Raw genomic sequence first — 16,102 nt, 5'->3', positions numbered from 1 at the left:
TCTGCTATTTCGGCGGTGAGGGAGTTCGGTTTTTCGTGGCCTGTTAGTGGCCGAACGGGTCCGGATCGACGCCGGGCATCCAGGTCAGGCCCGGAACATTCCAGCCGTGAGCCTTGATGACCTTGCGAGCCTTGCGGCTGAACCGGTCATTGAGCTTGTCCACGTACAGCTTGCCGTCCAAATGGTCGTACTCATGCTGCAGGACCCGGGCGAACCAGTCCGTGGCCTCAAATTCCACCGGTGTTCCGTTTTCGTCGGAGCCGGAAACCTTGACCCACTCGGCGCGGTTCACCGGGAAATTCTCCCCGGGCACCGACAGGCACCCCTCTGCGTCGTCCTCCGGGTCCGGTGCCGAGCCTGGAACCTTGGACGTGATGAGCACAGGATTGATGACGACGCCGCGGTCGGGGGCGTCGTCGTCGTTCTGATAGGCGAAGGTGAACAGGCGCAGCCCCACGCCCACCTGGGGAGCAGCCAGCCCCACGCCGTTGGCTACATCCATGGTTTCGTACATGTCGGCCACGAGAGTGCGCAGTTCATCATCGAACTTTTCCACCGGTGCGGCTCGGCGGTGCAGTACGGGTTCGCCGTGGATGACGATGGGACGGACGGTCATTGCTGGTCTTTCTGTTGGACGGGAGGTGCTGCCTGGTTGAGGTGCCCCGGATAACGCGCGGAGGGGCTATGCCGTGATCCGGCGGCCGATGACTTCACGCATGATCTCGGAGGTTCCGCCGAAGATCGTGAGCAGCCGGGCCGCAAGGAAGGCCTGGGCCACCGGGTACTCCATGATGTAGCCGTAGCCGCCGTGCAGCTGCAGGCAGCGATCCGTAATGGACTTGGCCCGCTCGCTGGCCCAGAGCTTTGCTTTAGCCGCGGAGACAGCGTCCAGGCGGCCTTCATTGAACGCACCGATGGCGGAGTCAACATACGCTTCGGTGACCTCGACCTCCGTCTCGATGTCCGCCAGGACAAACCGGCTGTTCTGGAAATCGGCAATGCGCGCACCGAAGGCGTTGCGGTTCTTCGTGTATTCCACAGTGGCTTCGTAGATCTGCCGCGCCACGGCGGAGGAGGCGACGGCGATGGCGAGCCGGCCCTGGGGAAGCTGGCCGGCGGCGTATTCCAGGCCGCGGCCCACTTCGCCCACGAGGTTGCCCTCCGGGATCCGGACGTCGTCGAAGAACAGTTCGGCCGTGTCCGAGGCCTTCAGGCCCATCTTGTCCAGCTGGCCTCCAGTCTTGTAGCCCTCGGTTTTCTCCACCATAAACATGCTGAAGGAATCCTTGGCGCCGCGGCCGGTGCCGCCGTCAGTGCGGGCAAGGACCAGGGAAGCGTCACCGCTGATGCCGTTGCCGATAAACGTCTTCTGGCCGCTGAGCCGCCAGCCGCCGTCGTCGCGCACTGCCTTGGTGCGGATGCCGCGCAGGTCGCTGCCGGCGCCCGGCTCGGTCCAGGCCACGGAGGTGACGGTGTCACCGCTGACCATGCCCGGGAGCCAGCGTTCCTTGAGATCATCGGAGCCGTAGGCGAGCAGATGGGGGAGGACCATATCGTCGTGCAGGTGGAAGGCAAGGCCGACGGCGAGGTGGTTGGCCCGGGCGAACTCCTCGTCCATCACTGCGCGGTAACGGTAGTCGGGCATCCCGGCGCCGCCGAAGTCTTCAGGCACGGCCAGTCCGAGGAGGCCCTGCTCTCCGGCAGCCTTCCAGAGCTGCCGGGGCATCAGGTGTTCGGCGTCCCACTGTGCGTACCCGGGAGCGACCTCGCGGGAGTTGAATTCCCGGGCGAGGTCACGGAACAGCTCATGGTCTTCGTCGAACAGTCTGCGCTCCAAGGCGGCGTCTCCTTATTGATAGGTCACAGTAAGTTCCAGCCGCGGCGCGGGCCGGCTCTCATAAGTCAAACACAAGAAAGGCCGCCCCGATGAACCGGGACGGCCTTTGCGAAACTGGACCTGCCAGCTTCATTGGGGTGAGTAACGGGGGTTGAACCCGCGACCTCCTGGACCACAACCAGGCGCTCTGCCAACTGAGCTATACCCACCATGTGCCTCGGATAACATATTTGCAAAGTCCAGGCGAGTGGTCTTTGCGAACTCATTTATCTGAGGCAGCGGAATCAAGCTTACACGGTTTTTGGGGTGGTCCTGACCAACTGGTGCCCAAGTGTCCCAAATGTGACCGAGCTAACTCTTGAAGCCTTCCGCGATCTTCTTGGCCGTGGCCGAATCGGGACCCGGTGCAGGCACAAAGATGGCCTCACGGTAGTACCGCAGCTCGTTGATGGAGTCCACGATGTCGCCCAGTGCCCGGTGGTTGCCGGTCTTAGCCGGAGCCTGGAAATAGGCGCGCGGGTACCAGCGGCGGGCGAGCTCCTTGATGGTGGAGACGTCGATGATCCGGTAGTGCAGGTAGTCAATGACCTCGGGCATGTCCCGGGCCAGGAACATCTTGTCGGTGCCCACCGAGTTTCCGGCCAGCTGAGCCTTCTTCGGCTCCGGCACCCATTTGGTGATGTAGTCGATGACCTGGGCCTCGGCCTCGGCCATGGTCATTCCGTTGGGCAGTTCATCCAGGAGCTTGGAGGTGGTGTGCATGTTCCGGACAAAATCGCCCATCTGGGCCAGGGCGGCGTCGTCGGGCCGGATGACCACGTCCACCCCGTCTCCCAAGATGTTCAACTCGGAGTCGGTCACCAGAACCGCCACTTCAATGAGGGCGTCGTTCTTGATGTCCAGACCGGTCATTTCACAGTCGATCCACACAATGCGTTCATTAGTTATTGGCACAGCACCAATGTACCGCGCGGCCAATGAATACCGCGCGGCTCATGTTGCCGAGCGGCTCAAGCGGCCGCGGCAGGCCTGGCCGAGCGTGGCGTCAGGCAGCCGGAGCAGGTCAATGGCTGGAATGGCTGCGCTGCCGGCGTTCCGTTGACTCGTCATCTTCAGGGACCGCTGCGGCTTCGGCTGCTGCTTGGTACTGCTGAACCGGCAGCTGGCCGGTCTCGGGCGGACCAAAGGTTCGCGTCCATCGGCTATCGGCAGTCTCTGATGAGGCAGTCTCTGCGGCGGCCGAGGCACTGGGTTTCGAGGTACTGGGAGTCGATGTGCCGGGAGCCGAGGTATTGGGAGCTGTAGTACTGACACCGGGGGAGGTCGCAATGACGGGCTTTTGGGCCGGCGCATCTGCGGGCTTTGTTTTGGACACGGGACGCGGCAGTGCATCTGCCTCGGCCCGGCGCCGTGCTTTCCGGCTGCCGGGTTTTCCCGGTCCGGTGTCGATTCCTTTTGCAACCCGACCGGCGGGGGCCAGCGGCACTGCCGGGTCGGCTGAAGACGACGGCGGCGCGGTGCGGCCACTCGAACGGAGCGAACCTGCGGTCGGTTTACGGGAGAAGACCGAAACCACGGGCATAACCCCCGTGCTGGGATCCGCCGCCCGCATTTGCTTGCGGGTGATCGGTGCTTTTGCTGCGGTCGGGGGAGGAGCGTCGGCTGACATCGCGGCAATCAGGTCCTGCATCGCCGCCTCAGCGTCGGATGTCCCCACCGCCGCCTCAGCCTCAGCCTGCGGTGTGCGGCCGGACCGGCGTTCTTTTGCCGGAGCTGTCTGAACAGCTCCTGCAGGCATGGTCACGGAGGCAGCTGAGAACTTCCAGACTGCGGTGAAGGCGAGCAGGAGCAAAAAGGAGGAAGCCGCCGTGACGGGCCACTCAACGCGTGCCCACGTCATGGCACCGGCCGCGGTGGCAGCCAGGAAGATGCCCCAGAAGAGCAGATCGTGGTTTTTTCGAGGAGTGGGATGAATGGCAGGAAGAATCGGATCCAGCTTCGCGGCATCAGCACCGGCAGGCGCAGTGCCTGCACCCACAGACTCGGCACCCAAAGACTCGGTGCCCGGGCCGTGGTGAGCCGTCCGCTGTGCCCGCCTGGAGGGCCCGCGGGGGCGCAGTCCCGCATCATTGCCTGCTGGCACGGTCGGCGGCACCAGCGCTGCCGACGCGGGTTCCTGTCTGCCCGCAACCTGCTTGTCTTCATTGTCTGCCCGGTGGCGCCCCACAGCCATTACCGCCTTGCCTTAATCCGCCGTGCCTTAAACCGCTGTGCCTTGATGCTTCAACGGTTTTCAGTCTATGTGACGCAATGCTCATCCCTGTGCTCACGGTTCGGCGCGTCCGCGCATCACGCCTTTGTGTACCCGGCGGTGCTAATATCTTGGCTACTGACGGTCCTCGCCGCGGTACGTTCGGTGCCCGCAGTGCGGCGCTGCCGGGCGCATCTTTTTGCTGCCGGTGAGTGCTGCCCAGGAGATCAGGTTTCGCCGTGATCCCGGGCCTGCGCCGCCGCGCCGTTGGGCAACTGTACGAACCAAAGATTGGAACCACGTAGATGACCGCCCAGGTCCCCGCGACCGAGCCTTCGTCTCCGGGCCCGGAGATAGCGAAAGCTCAAAACCCCAATGTCGCGATCATCCAGGGCCTTATCGGTTCCCTGCTGATGCTTGCCGGTTCGCTTGGCGTCGGGTGGCTGTCCCTGGCCTCATACGACCTGCGCCGCAACCCGGTGATCATGTGGCTCCGCTTCGAGCCGGAGGGCTCCGTACTCGCCGTCTTTATGCTGGCCATAGGCGGGATGCTCCTGGTCCGCTCATGGCTGCGGCTGGGGCAGCGCATCACGTCGTGGGGGCCGGAGAGCCGTCCCGTGGTTCTGAAGGCCATCATCGCCTGGGCAGCACCAATGTGTGTGGCGCTGCCGCTCTTCAGTCGCGATGTGTTCGCCTACATCACTCAGGGTTTGGTGATGGTCAGCGGGCTGAATCCCTACAAGGACGGCTATTCGCAGATCTCCAATTACGTACAGATCGGGGCCGACGATCTGTGGGCGCAGAGCCCAACCCCGTACGGTCCCGTCTTTTTGTGGCTTGAAGAACTTGTAGTGCGGGTGACCGGCGGCCAGCCGGAGTATTCCATTCTGATGTTCAGGCTTATCTCGCTTATCGGCGTGGCACTGTGCGTGTACTACGTGCCCAAACTTGCCGAACTGCACAACATCAACCCCAACCGTGCGCTCTGGCTGACCGCGGCAAATCCGCTGTTCCTGACCACTTTCATTGCCAGCGTCCACAACGACGCCCTGATGATCGGGCTGGCCCTGGCCGGGCTGTATCTGGCCGCCACCAAACGTGCGATTCCCGGCATTCTGCTGATCACGCTGTCGGTGGGGATCAAGCCCATCACTCTGATCCTGCTGCCCTTCGTGGGCCTGCTCTGGGCGGGCAAGGGCGCGTCCTGGCCACGCAAGTTCCTCTACTGGTTCTTGACCGCCGGGATTTCATTGGGACTGCTGTGGATCCTGGGCATCTTCAACGGCCTGGGCTTCGGCTGGGTCGGCGCGCTGAGCACACCGGGCAGCGTCTGGATTTGGTATGCACCGGTCGGTTTCCTGGGCATGCTCGTTGCCACCCTGGGCAACGCCCTGGGCCTTCCGGGCTGGACCTTCGCGGACATTGTCCACACGGTTGGCCGGGTGGCGTCCCTGATCATCGTGTTCTGGCAGATGTTCGTGGGCGAGTACAGCCGGCTGGTGCGCCGCCTCGCCTTGGCGTTTGCCGCCATCGTGATGCTCGCTCCCATGATCCAGTCCTGGTACGTGGTGTGGCTGATCCCGCTGTTTGCCGTCACCGGCATCCGCAACGACTGGCAGGTCAAAACGCTGTACCTGGTGGTGTCCTTCTTCATGGTCTACGCGATCAGCGACCAGCTGGACATTTGGCCCTACTTCGACTTCAGCCTCACCGCCGCCCGGCAGATTGCTGCCGTGACGGCGCTGGGCTTCGCGCTCTACCTGATCTTCCTGGATCCCAAGACAAAATCCCTGTTCAGGAAAAAGCTTACGGAGCCGGTTCCGGGCGAACTTCGGATGCGCTGAGTCCGGCACTGCCGCCGGCCTTCGTCAGCCGGACAATCCGTACCAGGGACCAGCCGAAGAGCACCATCAGCAGGACGTTGCGGGCGGTCAACAGCAGGGCGACCAGTACGTTCAGGTCGTTGTAGAGCGCGGCGTAGAAGATCGGGTACACCAGTGTGGTCAGGGGCGCTATTGCCAGCATGAGGATCGCCGGCACCCGCCAGCTGCGGCCTTCCCAGGCGATACCAACGGCAACCACCGCGCCAAGCCACAGCATGAACTGGGGTGAGCCCACCTTGTTGAACACGATGAACGCGGCCACCAGTGCCAGCGATCCGGCGATGAGCAGCTGGCTGGCATCCGCGCCACGGCGCAGCGCCCAGATCAGCAGGACGACGACGGCGAGGGCCGCCACTGCGAGCAGCGGCGTCATCAGTGCGGCCACCGGCTCGCCCAGGGCGCCGCGGACTTCACGGGTGTTGATGAGCTTGTCCTCGTAAATGTAGGCGCCGGAGCCGCCGCCGAGGATGGCCTGCCACAGGCCCGGAGTGGTGAACGGGGCTTCCATCTGCATACCGCGTGCGCCCTGGGCGCCGATGAAGGACAGCAGGTGGCGCACGCCGCCGCCGGCAACGACGATTCCGGCCATCACGGCGGACACCGCGACTCCGGTCAGGACCACGGTCAGACGGCGGCGCGAAGCAACCAGGACCGCAATGATCACAGCGGCTGGCCACACCTTCATCCAGGTGGCGACGGCCAGCAGAGCTGACGCAATGACCGGGCGTTTGGCCAGCAGCAGCAGGCCCATGATCACCAGCGGAGCAGTAAGGCCGTCCACCCGCCCCACTGCCACCGGGCCCAACAGACCCGTGACCACCAGCCACCAGTAGGAGGCAGCGTACCGGGAGGGGGTCCCCGGTTTGCTGATGACAGCCACCGCGGCAGCGTTCAATGCCGTAAAGATTCCGAACCACACCAGCTGATACGCACCCCAGCCAAGGACAGCGGAGAGGAGCATCGGCAAAAGAGCCCCGATCGGATAGACCCAATCCGCGCTGATGCCCTGCCAGACGCCGTCGTTAATGCCCTCGAATGCCCACAGCCGGTAGAGGTTGATGTCGCTGAGGACCCCGCCGGAGGAAATCAGCGAGGACAATGCCGCGAAAAACACCAGATGGACCAGAGTGAAGCAAATCCATAACGATTTCCGGCGCATAAAGCGCTCCTGCAGAGGGGGGTGATTCTGCGACATTCCGGGTGGTTCTCCTTAGGTAATGCAGGTGCAGTGCCCCGTTCAGGCACAGCGATAAGGGTACCGGGGCCCGTCCTGCGGCATGCAATCCGCCGCTGGACACGGGATACTGAAGATATGACCGACGCAACTGAACACGTAATCACTGCAGATTTTGATGTCTCGCAATGGGAACCGACGCCCTATCAGGTGGAAGGAACCAACAGCGAACTCTCCACAGTCCGCGCGGTGAAGATCTTTGAAGGGGACATTGTCGGCACGAGTGTCGCAGACCTGATCATGGCCGGTAACGCAGTTGGCGCAGGCTACGTGTGCTCCGAAGTCTTTGCGGGATCGATCGCCGGGCGGCAGGGCACCATGGTCATCCAGCATTGGGGCGTAGCCGAGGGAACTGCCACCGCCAGTTCCGGCCACATCATTCCCGGTTCGGGGACCGACGGATTGGCCGGCATTGCCGGCAAAGCCATCTTCACTCAGGAGCCAGACGGGCAGCACCGGCTGGAGCTAAGGGTCACGCTGCCCGAAGACGTCTAGCCCACCTGCGGACCATCGGCTGCGGATCAGCTGGCTGCGGATCAGCCGGCTGCCGGCCAGGCCCACCACAGGGCGGCCGTAAACGAAGCGGCGATGACCGCTGCGAAGCCGGTCAGCCAGATCGCCGAAGGCAGGCCGGTCCGCTGGTAGAGGATGAAGGCGTCCGAGCTCTGTAGGGAGCGGCGTCGCCGGGTGTGGACGCTGAGAACGTTCAGCCAGTCCCGGACAGCACCCGCCAGCAAGGCGATGCCAACACCCAGGGTGATGCAGGAGACGGCAAAGGGTGACGCAAACCAGACCAGCAGGACCGAAACACCCGCACAACCAAGCGCAATGACCAGCCCCTGGGCGTTACGGATAAACAACAGTGCCGCCAGCAGGATCAGCGCACCGGAAGACAGGGCAAAACCGGCCCAACCATTAAAGGCGGCCCAGATCAGGAATGCGCCCACAACAGCCGGCACGGGATAACCCCAGAACCCGGTCCAGGCCGCTGCAAAGCGGCTGCGGCCCATGCTGCGCATCTGGCCCGAATGGTCGAAGCGGAGCTCGATTCCCTTGACGACCTGTCCGGTCATCAGCGCGGCAAAGGCATGCCCGAGTTCGTGGACGAACGTGACAAAGAGGCCGAACCAGCGCCAAATGGGCCGGGGAACGGTGAGCAGAGCCGCAGCAGCCGTGATCAGCAGCAGGACCGGCCAGGCCACCTCCAACGGTGCTGAGCGGATAAAGCCGTCCGCCACCTTCGAAAACCACTCACGGATAAAAACGCCAACAGTCCCTGCATCCACTAAGAAATTCCAGCCCCTGCATCATCGAAAAACCTGTGTGCCACTAAAGATCCAGTTGTCCGCGCAGGATCGAATCCCCGGAGTGGGCGGGGTCGCCGTCGTAGGGCTCATCAGAGATGTCCACCACCGGATACAAGCTCAGGTCCAAGTCATCGGGCAGTACAAAATGCCCTTCGGTGCCGTCCATGGTGCCGAGGCTGACCATGGATGTTGCATCCGGGGCCAGCAGCCAGACCTCCCGGTAGCCCTGGGCTGCAGCGCTGCTGGACGTGACCACAAGTTCGCGCTGGCCGTCCGGAAGCTGGTCCACAACGGCGCTGCCGGTATCGGTGTAGGCGGCCAGCGGGGAAAGCTCCACAGAGGCAATGACGTCGGGACCGGGAACTGCTACGTCCCTGAGTGCCCCCCAGGTGCCTGCCGCAACAACCACGGAGGCGGCTGCGGCGGCTGCCAGCCAGGCCCCGATGCGCCGGCGCCGCCGGGCGGCAGAGAATGATGCCACAGGGGCGGCAGACGGTTCGTGCGCGGACAGCGGGTCCGGCCGTAGGCCCTCATCGAGTTTCAGCTCGCGGTGAATGCTCTCCCACACCGAGGAATCCGGTGCCTGCGGGGTGAGCCCGTATGGTTCGCTGCGGTCCGAAAGGCCGGCGGCGGACTCAAAACCGACGTCGTCGGCTGAATCGCCCGCTAGCCGGGCAGCTGCCACAACCCGCTGGAAGGAACCCAGATCCGCCCGGCACCGCAGGCAGGAATCAAGGTGGGCCAGTTCCTCGGCTGTGGCTTCTTCGCCCAACGCCAGGAGAGTGAGCGCGTCATCGTGCAGGTGCTGCATCACTTACCTCCAATCGTTGCCTCAGATGGACGAGGCTTCGGCGTATATGGCTCTTAACGGTTCCCAACGGCATTTGGAGCCGGTCGGCGATTTGCTGGTGTGTCATGTCTTCGTGGAAGGCCAGCCGAAGGATTGATCCCTGTGGTTCTCCCAGCCGGTCAAGTTCCGCGTCGATGACCATCTTGTCCGCGACGCGGTCGGGGTTGCCGGTTCCGTCGTCGGCGTCCTGGCGCTGCTGCGAAGCGGCACGTTCCCAAACGCTCTCCTCGCGGGTCCGTGAGGTGCCAATGCCCACCGCCACGTTGCGGGTAATGCCGATCAGCCAGGCCAGGAGGCTGGACCGCTCCGGCGCATAACTGCTCCGATACTTCCAGGCCCGGATGAAGACCTCCTGAACAACGTCGTCGGCGGCCGCCGTGTCGGTGAGACGCCGCAGCGCCAGTGAACGAATCAGGGGTGCAAACCGGCGGTACGCTTCGGCAAGGGCAGGTTGGCTGCCGGAGGCAAAGTCGTGGTCTAGGCCTGTGTCCTGCTCCAGGGAACCGGCTGGCATCGGGTGCGGACTCCTGATCTCGGAAAGCCGCTCCGGCGCGGCGCGGCCTGCCGGCCCGCCCAACGGGTCGGCAGTTTTCCCTATGATACCGGTGCCGCTGTCAGGACCACGTTATCTTCGTAGTCGTCCTGGGCCTCAAGCCACTTGCCGCCGCAGGTCACCAGTTTCAGCCGCGGTTCTCCGGTGCGGTCAAAGAACCGGTGGCCGTCCAGGCTTCGCTTCGCGATATTCTCCACTGCCTCGGTTGCGTACCGCTGAATGGAACCGTCCTCCCTGGTCACACTGATGATGGTGCCCGCCGGTACGTTCTTCAGCCCGGCGATCGGCAGCTGCTCGGTGCGGGAGTCCACATGGGCAGCCAGCACGCTGGAGCCTTGCGTGGCCCCCGGCGCCGGACCGTACTGGTACCAGCCGGCCTGATAGTGGTTGTTCGGCAACGTCATGGCCCCGTTGTCCTCCACACCCACCGGGATGACTTCAAGATCGATGCCGGTCCCGTCCACCTGGACCCGAACCGGCTGCGGGATGCTGACCGCGGGTTCGGGTACTGCGGGGCGGATCGCGATGGTTGAAGGCTGGGCTGTGGCAACGGGCGGCGTCGGCGCAGGAATAGGGGAGGTTTGCATAGCCGCTGCGGGTGGAGGGCCGGGCGATGAAGCAGCAGGGTTCTCTCCGCACGCTGTTGCGCCGGCGGAGAGAGTGGCTACCAGGGCTGCTCCGGCCCAGAACCGGCGGCTAAAAGCGGAATGCGCCATGTTGTTGGTCTTCCAATCCATGGTCAGGGGAGGGACGGACAGACGGCCGGAGAAGAACTCCGGCCGCCTGCCACTGTTTCTTGATGACCCCGCCCAGCGACGAGTTGGGGGGCTGCGCTGGGCGGGGGACCTGTGGGTTAGCTCCGGGCTGATGCAGCCTTGCTGCGGCGCGTCACTACAGCCGCGCCAACCAGAAGCATCACTGCGACGCCGGCACCGGCGGCCAGTGCGGCTCCGCTGCCGTCCTGCGCGGACTCAAGGGCCCCGGGGACGGCATTCGGTGCAGACTCCATGCCCTCAATCGTCTGTGTGGCGAGAGCGAGGTTACCGTCGGCCAGCGAACCCCACGCGTAAACAAAGGTGTGGGTGCCTTCGGGCAGCGTCAGATCGGCCGGGCCAATGACGGGATCGGTGGTTCCCGCCGCTGCAACCGAAGCGGAGACTGTTCCGGCGTCCACTGCCAGTGTTTCCTCACCCGGGTTCTCCAGTCCGCTGATGATCGGAGTACCGCCGGCCAGGACGTCGACGGCGGGCGCAGCGGCCGTGTGCCGCACGGTGAGGTGCGACTTGCCGGGGGCCACCATGGAGAGGTCATTGGTGTAGAAGTTTGCTGTGGGTGCGCCGGCGGCGTCGAGGTTGGCGACGGCCGTGTAATTTCCGCCCGCGGCCAGGTCTACCGTGACCGGTCCGATGATTGGAGCTGATGCGTCCGCGGCGTCCGGAGCCGTGATGGCCAACTCGTAGCTGCCCGCGGGCAGATCCAGAGGTCCGGCGAGTGTCCCGGGGGTGAAATCATCCAAGGTCAGCGCACCGTTGACATACACGTCAACGGTGGTGTCGGGTACCGCGTGCAGGACGGAAAGCTGGGCGGTGTCCGCAGCTGCGGCAGGGGTCATGAAACCCACTGCAGCAGTCAAACCTGCTGCTGCTGCGAGGGCGGTGACGGTCTTACGCATGATGTCTCCTTGATGGTCGCTTCTCCGCCGGCCAGCGAAGATGTTGTGTTGCTTACACCTCCTTTACCTGCGTGGGGTCGGGTTTGGATGCAGTTTGGAAGAATCTTTTTTTGGGCGGTCCGCACCCAGCGGTCCAGGCCGCCGGCAACCACGTCCATGAACCCGGGCAGCTGCGTAGTATTATCGACTGGTTGCCTCCGTAGCTCAGGGGATAGAGCAGGAGCCTTCTAATCTCTTGGTCGCAGGTTCGAATCCTGCCGGGGGCACAACAAGGTGATGCCGATACGGCCGCCGCGAAACGACTCGAGTATTCCTCGATGAGCCGCGGCAGCTGTTTCGGCATCACCTTTTTAATTGGTGCTTCTTCCTCTCCCCGGGAACTCTGTCCCGGTCTCCCTGCTGGAGCAGCGGCCGGCTGAGTCCTCCACAGGCAGACTATTCCTACCAATGATCCACAAACGGGTGCCGTCCCCACCTGCCCTGGGCGGAGCGGAGCCAGACTTGCCTGTGCCGGGAAAAACCGGAACCCTCCACAGACAGGCAGGAAGCAGCATGAGCGACACCATCACAGTCCGGGGATACGTTGCCACGGAGGTGCGAAGCACCACCGCAGAGAGCGGACTGGCCATTGCCGGGTTCCGCATGTGCACCACCGAACGCCGCTACGACCGGGACACCGGCACCTGGGTCGACGGGCAGACCAATTGGTTTTCCGTGTCCCTCTTCCGCCAGCTGGCCAGTAACGCTGTCTTCAGCGTTCATAAAGGGGACCGGGTTATCGTGACCGGCCGGCTCAAAGTCCGCCAGTGGGTTAACGATGACGGACGAAGCGGGACATCCGTGGACATCGACGCGGAAAGCGTCGGACACGACCTCATGTGGGGCACCGCCAATTATCGGCGTAACGTCCAAGACCGTGCCGGTGCCGGCAACGGTGAGGAAACCGGGAGCGCGGGTGAGGGAGCTGATACCGACGACCTTCCGGCAGACCTGGATCTGGAAACCGGTGAACTGGCCGGGACTGATGCCGGGGCCGGGGAAACCGGTGACAGCGTTGCGGCGGGTGAAGGGGAGGGCCCCGATGATCCGTTCGTGCTGCCGGAGGCGCCAGGTCCGGCGGCAACGGGGCGCGGGCGTGGCAGAATGGGCGGATGATTCACGCTCGCCGCAGCAGCAGGCTCTCCGGAGCTGCCCTTTCCGTCCTGATCATCGGTTCTGTTGGCGTGCTCGCTCCTGCCGCCGTCCCGGCATCGCCCTCTGCTGGAACCCGGCCGGCAGCGGAGGTCCGGCCCGAAGCCGCCGCGCAGCCGGCGGCGGCAGGTACCATCCTTCCGGCCGTAGCGGACAGGACCGCGGAGAGCCTGACGGATGCTTTGGAAGCACTCGCTGCCAAGACACCCAGTCCCGATCGGCCCATGATGCTGGAAGCATTTTCCGCAGCAGGTTTCGCAGCTGAATCAGTGGAAGTGTCCTTGGACGTTACGCCCACCGGCCTGGCCGTTGATTCCATTCGCGGAGCGGTGACCGAGGACGGCTCATGCCTGTTCGGAGAAGTGCGGGAGGGCAACGTCTCGGTCAGCATCCTGCCGGTGCTGGCGAGCGGATACTGCTTCGTGGGAGACCAGCGGTAGTTTTACGCGGACCCTCCCTGAGTCAGCCGGTCCTGCCCGCGGAGGAAGGTCGAGGCCCGTTTTTGCAGGTCATTGCGTGAATCGAGGTCGGCGGCCAAATGGCACTTATCGCCGTTGACCCACTAGCCTTGAACGTATGGCGGAATTTATCTACACGATGACCAAGGCTCGCAAGGCCGTTGGCGACAAAGTTATCCTCGACGACGTAAGCATGTCCTTCTTCCCCGGTGCCAAGATCGGCGTGGTGGGTCCCAACGGTGCGGGTAAGTCCACCATCCTCAAAATCATGGCCGGACTCGACACCCCTTCCAACGGGGAGGCCCGGCTGAGCGCCGGCTACTCCGTGGGTATCCTGCTCCAGGAACCACCGCTGAATGAGGAAAAGACCGTACTCGGCAACGTCCAGGAGGGCGTTGGCGAGATCTATGCCAAGATTCAGCGATTCAACGAAATTTCCGAGGCGATGTCGGAACCCGATGCGGACTTCGACAGCCTGCTGGACGAAATGGGCAAGCTGCAGGAAGCCATTGATGCTGCCGATGCATGGGACATTGATTCCCAGCTCGAACAGGCCATGGATGCCCTGCGGTGCCCGCCGGCCGATGCCGACGTCACTCTGCTTTCCGGCGGTGAGCGGCGCCGCGTTGCGCTGTGTAAGCTGCTGCTGCAGAAGCCTGATCTGCTGCTCCTCGATGAGCCCACCAACCACTTGGACGCCGAGAGCGTGCTCTGGCTTGAGCAGCACCTCTCTGCCTACCACGGCGCCGTCCTGGCCGTAACCCACGACCGGTACTTCCTGGACCACGTGGCCCAGTGGATCGCCGAAGTGGACCGCGGACACCTTTACCCGTATGAGGGCAACTACTCCACATACCTGGAAAAGAAGCGTGCCCGCCTGGAAGTCCAGGGCAAAAAAGACCAGAAGCTGGCCAAGCGCCTCACCGAGGAACTGGACTGGGTCCGCTCCAACGCCAAGGGACGCCAGACCAAGTCCAAGGCCCGTCTGGCCCGCTACGAGGAAATGGCTGCTGAAGCTGACCGCACCCGCAAGCTGGACTTCGAAGAAATCCAAATCCCGCCGGGCCCGCGCCTGGGCTCGCTGGTGCTGGAAGCCAAAAACCTGCAGAAGGGCTTCGGTGACCGTCAGCTCATCGACGGACTGTCCTTTTCACTGCCGCGCAACGGCATCGTCGGAGTCATCGGCCCCAACGGTGTGGGTAAGTCCACCCTGTTCAAGACCATTGTTGGCCTGGAAGAGCTGGACGGCGGTGAGCTGAAGATCGGTGACTCCGTCAAGATCTCCTACGTGGATCAGTCCCGCGGAGGCATCGATCCGGAGAAGAGCCTCTGGGAGGTCGTTTCCGAAGGCCACGACTGGATTCAGGTTGGCCAGGTGGAAATGCCGTCCCGTGCCTACGTCTCCGCATTCGGCTTCAAGGGCCCGGACCAGCAGAAGAAGGCCGGTGTGCTTTCCGGTGGTGAGCGCAACCGCCTGAATCTGGCGATGACTCTGAAGCAGGGCGGAAACCTGCTCCTGCTCGATGAGCCCACTAACGACCTGGATGTGGAAACACTGTCCAGCCTGGAGAACGCCCTGCTGGAATTCCCCGGCTGCGCTGTGGTGGTATCGCACGACCGGTGGTTCCTGGACCGCGTCTCGACCCACATTCTGGCTTATGAAGGCACTGAGGAGAACCCGGCGAACTGGTACTGGTTCGAGGGTAACTTCGAGGCCTACGAGCAGAACAAGATTGAGCGCCTGGGCCCGGATGCAGCCAAGCCGCACCGCGTAACCCACCGTCGCCTCACCCGCGACTAGGAGAACCGAAAGAACCCGCCCCGTTTTTGCACGGGGCGGGTTTTTTTTGCTCTGTGGGCCGAAGCGGTTGTTACGGCTTTTCCGGAATGCGGAGCATGCCTTCCTGGGCCACGGTGGCCACCAGCTCGCCGGCGCGGTTGAAGATCCTCCCGCTGGCCAGGCCCCGGGCGCCGGAGGCACTGGGTGACTCCTGCACATACAGCAGCCATTCGTCCACGCGCAGCGGGCGGTGCCACCACATGGCATGGTCCAGGCTGGCCACGGACATGCCGCGCGTCGCCCAAGCCAGGCCGTGGCGGCGCAGGACGGACTCCAGCAGCGTGTAGTCGCTGGCGTACGCCAGGGCTGCCCGATGCAGGTTCTGGTCATCGGGCATGGGGCCGAAGGTCTTCATCCACACGGCGTTCCGGGCAACTTTTTCGGGGCCGGCCTCAAAGTACACGGGCTTTTCCACATGCCGGATGTCCATGGGCCGCTGGTGGGACCAGGCTTTCGCCACGGGATGGTCGATCCCCTTGAGCAGTTCCGCAGTGGTGGGCAGGGAGTCCGGTTCCGGAATTCCCGCCGGCATTTCCACCTGGTGGTCCAGGCCTTCGCCGGGCTCCTGGAACGAGGAAATCATGGAAAGGATGGGTGCACCGTTTTGGTAGGCATGCGTGCGGCGGGCCGAAAAGGACCGGCCGTCCCGCAGGCGCTGGACACCGAAGGTGATGGGAATCTCGGTGTCGCCGGGACGCAGGAAGTAGCCGTGCATGGAGTGCATCAGGCGTCCGGGCTCCACGGTCAGCGCGGCGGCTACGAGCGACTGTCCCAGGACCTGCCCGCCGAAGACCCGTTTCCGGGGTTCCTGCTGCGATCCGCCCACAAAGATGTCTTCGTCAGTCTGCGCGCCGTCGGCAGGGCTGAGGTTCAACAGGTTCAGCAGGGAAGCAGTGGGATCGGCGGTGTCAGCCATGGGCGGTTAGTCTCCTCGGTCATGCGGGTGGTGAAGGCCCCGGAAAACGCCAGGGCCCTCTTCGAGATTAGACGTACCCGCCGGTAACGCCCAAGCCGGAGCCGGAATAC

The 16,102-nt window shown here is 63.9% G+C and carries 16 protein-coding genes and 2 tRNA genes; 6 read left to right on the top strand and 12 right to left on the bottom strand.

Annotated elements, in window-relative coordinates; genetic code table 11:
* Nucleotides 1-43 precede the first annotated feature (43 nt).
* The 5 genes from ABIB35_RS05855 to ABIB35_RS05835 all read right to left on the bottom strand — a co-directional run bounded on the left by ABIB35_RS05855 (nt 44) and on the right by ABIB35_RS05835 (nt 4,070).
* Nucleotides 44-616 (bottom strand): peptide deformylase, encoded by a 573-nt coding sequence (locus tag ABIB35_RS05855; protein WP_354179693.1) that lies wholly within the window; start codon nt 614-616, stop codon nt 44-46.
* Between the two features lie 66 nt (nt 617-682).
* The gene (locus ABIB35_RS05850; protein ID WP_354179692.1) at nt 683-1,837 is read right to left on the bottom strand and encodes an acyl-CoA dehydrogenase family protein; all 1,155 of its coding nucleotides are present in this window, start codon (nt 1,835-1,837) and stop codon (nt 683-685) included.
* A gap of 133 nt (nt 1,838-1,970) precedes the next feature.
* Nucleotides 1,971-2,046: transfer RNA gene (locus tag ABIB35_RS05845), tRNA-His, on the bottom strand.
* 142 nt (nt 2,047-2,188) lie between these two features.
* On the bottom strand, nt 2,189-2,791 hold the full coding sequence (gene orn, locus ABIB35_RS05840) for an oligoribonuclease (RefSeq protein WP_354179691.1): 603 nt from the start codon (nt 2,789-2,791) through the stop codon (nt 2,189-2,191).
* A 109-nt stretch (nt 2,792-2,900) separates the two neighbouring features.
* Nucleotides 2,901-4,070, bottom strand: a complete 1,170-nt coding sequence (locus ABIB35_RS05835) for a hypothetical protein (protein ID WP_354179690.1) — start codon at nt 4,068-4,070, stop codon at nt 2,901-2,903.
* A gap of 323 nt (nt 4,071-4,393) precedes the next feature.
* Here ABIB35_RS05835 and mptB point away from each other — a divergent pair, with 323 nt between their 5' ends.
* Nucleotides 4,394-5,932 (top strand): polyprenol phosphomannose-dependent alpha 1,6 mannosyltransferase MptB, encoded by a 1,539-nt coding sequence (mptB, locus tag ABIB35_RS05830; RefSeq protein ID WP_354179688.1) that lies wholly within the window; start codon nt 4,394-4,396, stop codon nt 5,930-5,932.
* On the opposite strand, the gene ABIB35_RS05825 is transcribed toward mptB, so the two are convergent.
* Nucleotides 5,895-7,130 (bottom strand): glycosyltransferase 87 family protein, encoded by a 1,236-nt coding sequence (locus ABIB35_RS05825; protein ID WP_354179686.1) that lies wholly within the window; start codon nt 7,128-7,130, stop codon nt 5,895-5,897. The two genes, mptB and ABIB35_RS05825, sit on opposite strands and share 38 nt — an antisense overlap.
* Before the next feature lie 153 nt (nt 7,131-7,283).
* On the opposite strand from ABIB35_RS05825, the gene ABIB35_RS05820 reads away from it, so the two are divergent.
* A complete protein-coding gene (locus tag ABIB35_RS05820; RefSeq protein WP_354179684.1) occupies nt 7,284-7,700 on the top strand; it encodes a DUF3224 domain-containing protein in 417 nt (138 codons plus the stop codon).
* A gap of 41 nt (nt 7,701-7,741) precedes the next feature.
* On the opposite strand, the gene ABIB35_RS05815 is transcribed toward ABIB35_RS05820, so the two are convergent.
* The 5 genes from ABIB35_RS05815 to ABIB35_RS05795 all read right to left on the bottom strand — a co-directional run bounded on the left by ABIB35_RS05815 (nt 7,742) and on the right by ABIB35_RS05795 (nt 11,587).
* The gene (locus ABIB35_RS05815; RefSeq protein ID WP_354179683.1) at nt 7,742-8,491 is read right to left on the bottom strand and encodes a M50 family metallopeptidase; all 750 of its coding nucleotides are present in this window, start codon (nt 8,489-8,491) and stop codon (nt 7,742-7,744) included.
* A 43-nt stretch (nt 8,492-8,534) separates the two neighbouring features.
* The gene (locus tag ABIB35_RS05810; protein WP_354179884.1) at nt 8,535-9,323 is read right to left on the bottom strand and encodes an anti-sigma factor; all 789 of its coding nucleotides are present in this window, start codon (nt 9,321-9,323) and stop codon (nt 8,535-8,537) included.
* Complete coding sequence (locus ABIB35_RS05805; protein WP_354179682.1) at nt 9,304-9,876, bottom strand: RNA polymerase sigma factor; 573 nt, start codon at nt 9,874-9,876, stop codon at nt 9,304-9,306. Before ABIB35_RS05805 ends, ABIB35_RS05810 begins: the two co-directional genes overlap by 20 nt.
* Nucleotides 9,877-9,956: 80 nt before the next feature.
* Entirely contained in the window at nt 9,957-10,631 is a 675-nt protein-coding gene (locus tag ABIB35_RS05800) for a class F sortase (protein ID WP_354179680.1), read from the bottom strand.
* Between the two features lie 137 nt (nt 10,632-10,768).
* Nucleotides 10,769-11,587 (bottom strand): DUF4397 domain-containing protein, encoded by an 819-nt coding sequence (locus ABIB35_RS05795; protein WP_354179679.1) that lies wholly within the window; start codon nt 11,585-11,587, stop codon nt 10,769-10,771.
* Nucleotides 11,588-11,780: 193 nt separating this feature from the next.
* Here ABIB35_RS05795 and ABIB35_RS05790 point away from each other — a divergent pair.
* The 4 genes from ABIB35_RS05790 (at nt 11,781) to ettA (ending at nt 15,037) form a co-directional block, all read left to right on the top strand.
* Nucleotides 11,781-11,853: transfer RNA gene (locus ABIB35_RS05790), tRNA-Arg, on the top strand.
* Nucleotides 11,854-12,139: 286 nt separating this feature from the next.
* The gene (locus ABIB35_RS05785; protein ID WP_354179677.1) at nt 12,140-12,742 is read left to right on the top strand and encodes a single-stranded DNA-binding protein; all 603 of its coding nucleotides are present in this window, start codon (nt 12,140-12,142) and stop codon (nt 12,740-12,742) included.
* Nucleotides 12,739-13,218, top strand: coding sequence for a DUF6993 domain-containing protein (locus ABIB35_RS05780; RefSeq protein WP_354179675.1), 480 nt, complete (start codon nt 12,739-12,741; stop codon nt 13,216-13,218). The genes ABIB35_RS05785 and ABIB35_RS05780 overlap by 4 nt, the downstream gene beginning before the upstream one ends.
* Nucleotides 13,219-13,354: 136 nt before the next feature.
* Nucleotides 13,355-15,037 carry an energy-dependent translational throttle protein EttA gene (ettA, locus tag ABIB35_RS05775; protein ID WP_354179674.1) on the top strand — a complete coding sequence of 561 codons (1,683 nt, stop codon included), beginning with the start codon at nt 13,355-13,357 and terminating at the stop codon, nt 15,035-15,037.
* 70 nt (nt 15,038-15,107) lie between these two features.
* On the opposite strand, the gene ABIB35_RS05770 is transcribed toward ettA, so the two are convergent.
* Nucleotides 15,108-15,992, bottom strand: a complete 885-nt coding sequence (locus ABIB35_RS05770) for an acyl-CoA thioesterase (RefSeq protein ID WP_354179672.1) — start codon at nt 15,990-15,992, stop codon at nt 15,108-15,110.
* Nucleotides 15,993-16,102: the final 110 nt, after the last annotated feature.

This window comes from Arthrobacter sp. UYP6 (genome assembly GCF_040547315.1).
GTDB lineage: Bacteria > Actinomycetota > Actinomycetes > Actinomycetales > Micrococcaceae > Arthrobacter_B.
The sequence above is the reverse complement of the archived record's forward strand: the minus strand, read 5'-3'. Positions and strand labels throughout refer to the sequence as shown.

Coding starts and splice junctions, on each gene's coding strand:
- ABIB35_RS05800 (WP_354179680.1), bottom strand. CDS start 10,631: ATGGCGCATTCCGCTTTTAGCCGCCGGTTCTGGGCCGGAGCAGCCCTG.
- ABIB35_RS05795 (WP_354179679.1), bottom strand. CDS start 11,587: ATGCGTAAGACCGTCACCGCCCTCGCAGCAGCAGCAGGTTTGACTGCT.
- mptB (WP_354179688.1), top strand. CDS start 4,394: ATGACCGCCCAGGTCCCCGCGACCGAGCCTTCGTCTCCGGGCCCGGAG.
- ABIB35_RS05810 (WP_354179884.1), bottom strand. CDS start 9,323: ATGCAGCACCTGCACGATGACGCGCTCACTCTCCTGGCGTTGGGCGAA.
- ABIB35_RS05855 (WP_354179693.1), bottom strand. CDS start 616: ATGACCGTCCGTCCCATCGTCATCCACGGCGAACCCGTACTGCACCGC.
- ABIB35_RS05825 (WP_354179686.1), bottom strand. CDS start 7,130: ATGCGCCGGAAATCGTTATGGATTTGCTTCACTCTGGTCCATCTGGTG.
- ABIB35_RS05820 (WP_354179684.1), top strand. CDS start 7,284: ATGACCGACGCAACTGAACACGTAATCACTGCAGATTTTGATGTCTCG.
- ABIB35_RS05805 (WP_354179682.1), bottom strand. CDS start 9,876: ATGCCAGCCGGTTCCCTGGAGCAGGACACAGGCCTAGACCACGACTTT.
- ABIB35_RS05835 (WP_354179690.1), bottom strand. CDS start 4,070: ATGGCTGTGGGGCGCCACCGGGCAGACAATGAAGACAAGCAGGTTGCG.
- ABIB35_RS05780 (WP_354179675.1), top strand. CDS start 12,739: ATGATTCACGCTCGCCGCAGCAGCAGGCTCTCCGGAGCTGCCCTTTCC.
- ABIB35_RS05785 (WP_354179677.1), top strand. CDS start 12,140: ATGAGCGACACCATCACAGTCCGGGGATACGTTGCCACGGAGGTGCGA.
- ABIB35_RS05770 (WP_354179672.1), bottom strand. CDS start 15,992: ATGGCTGACACCGCCGATCCCACTGCTTCCCTGCTGAACCTGTTGAAC.
- ettA (WP_354179674.1), top strand. CDS start 13,355: ATGGCGGAATTTATCTACACGATGACCAAGGCTCGCAAGGCCGTTGGC.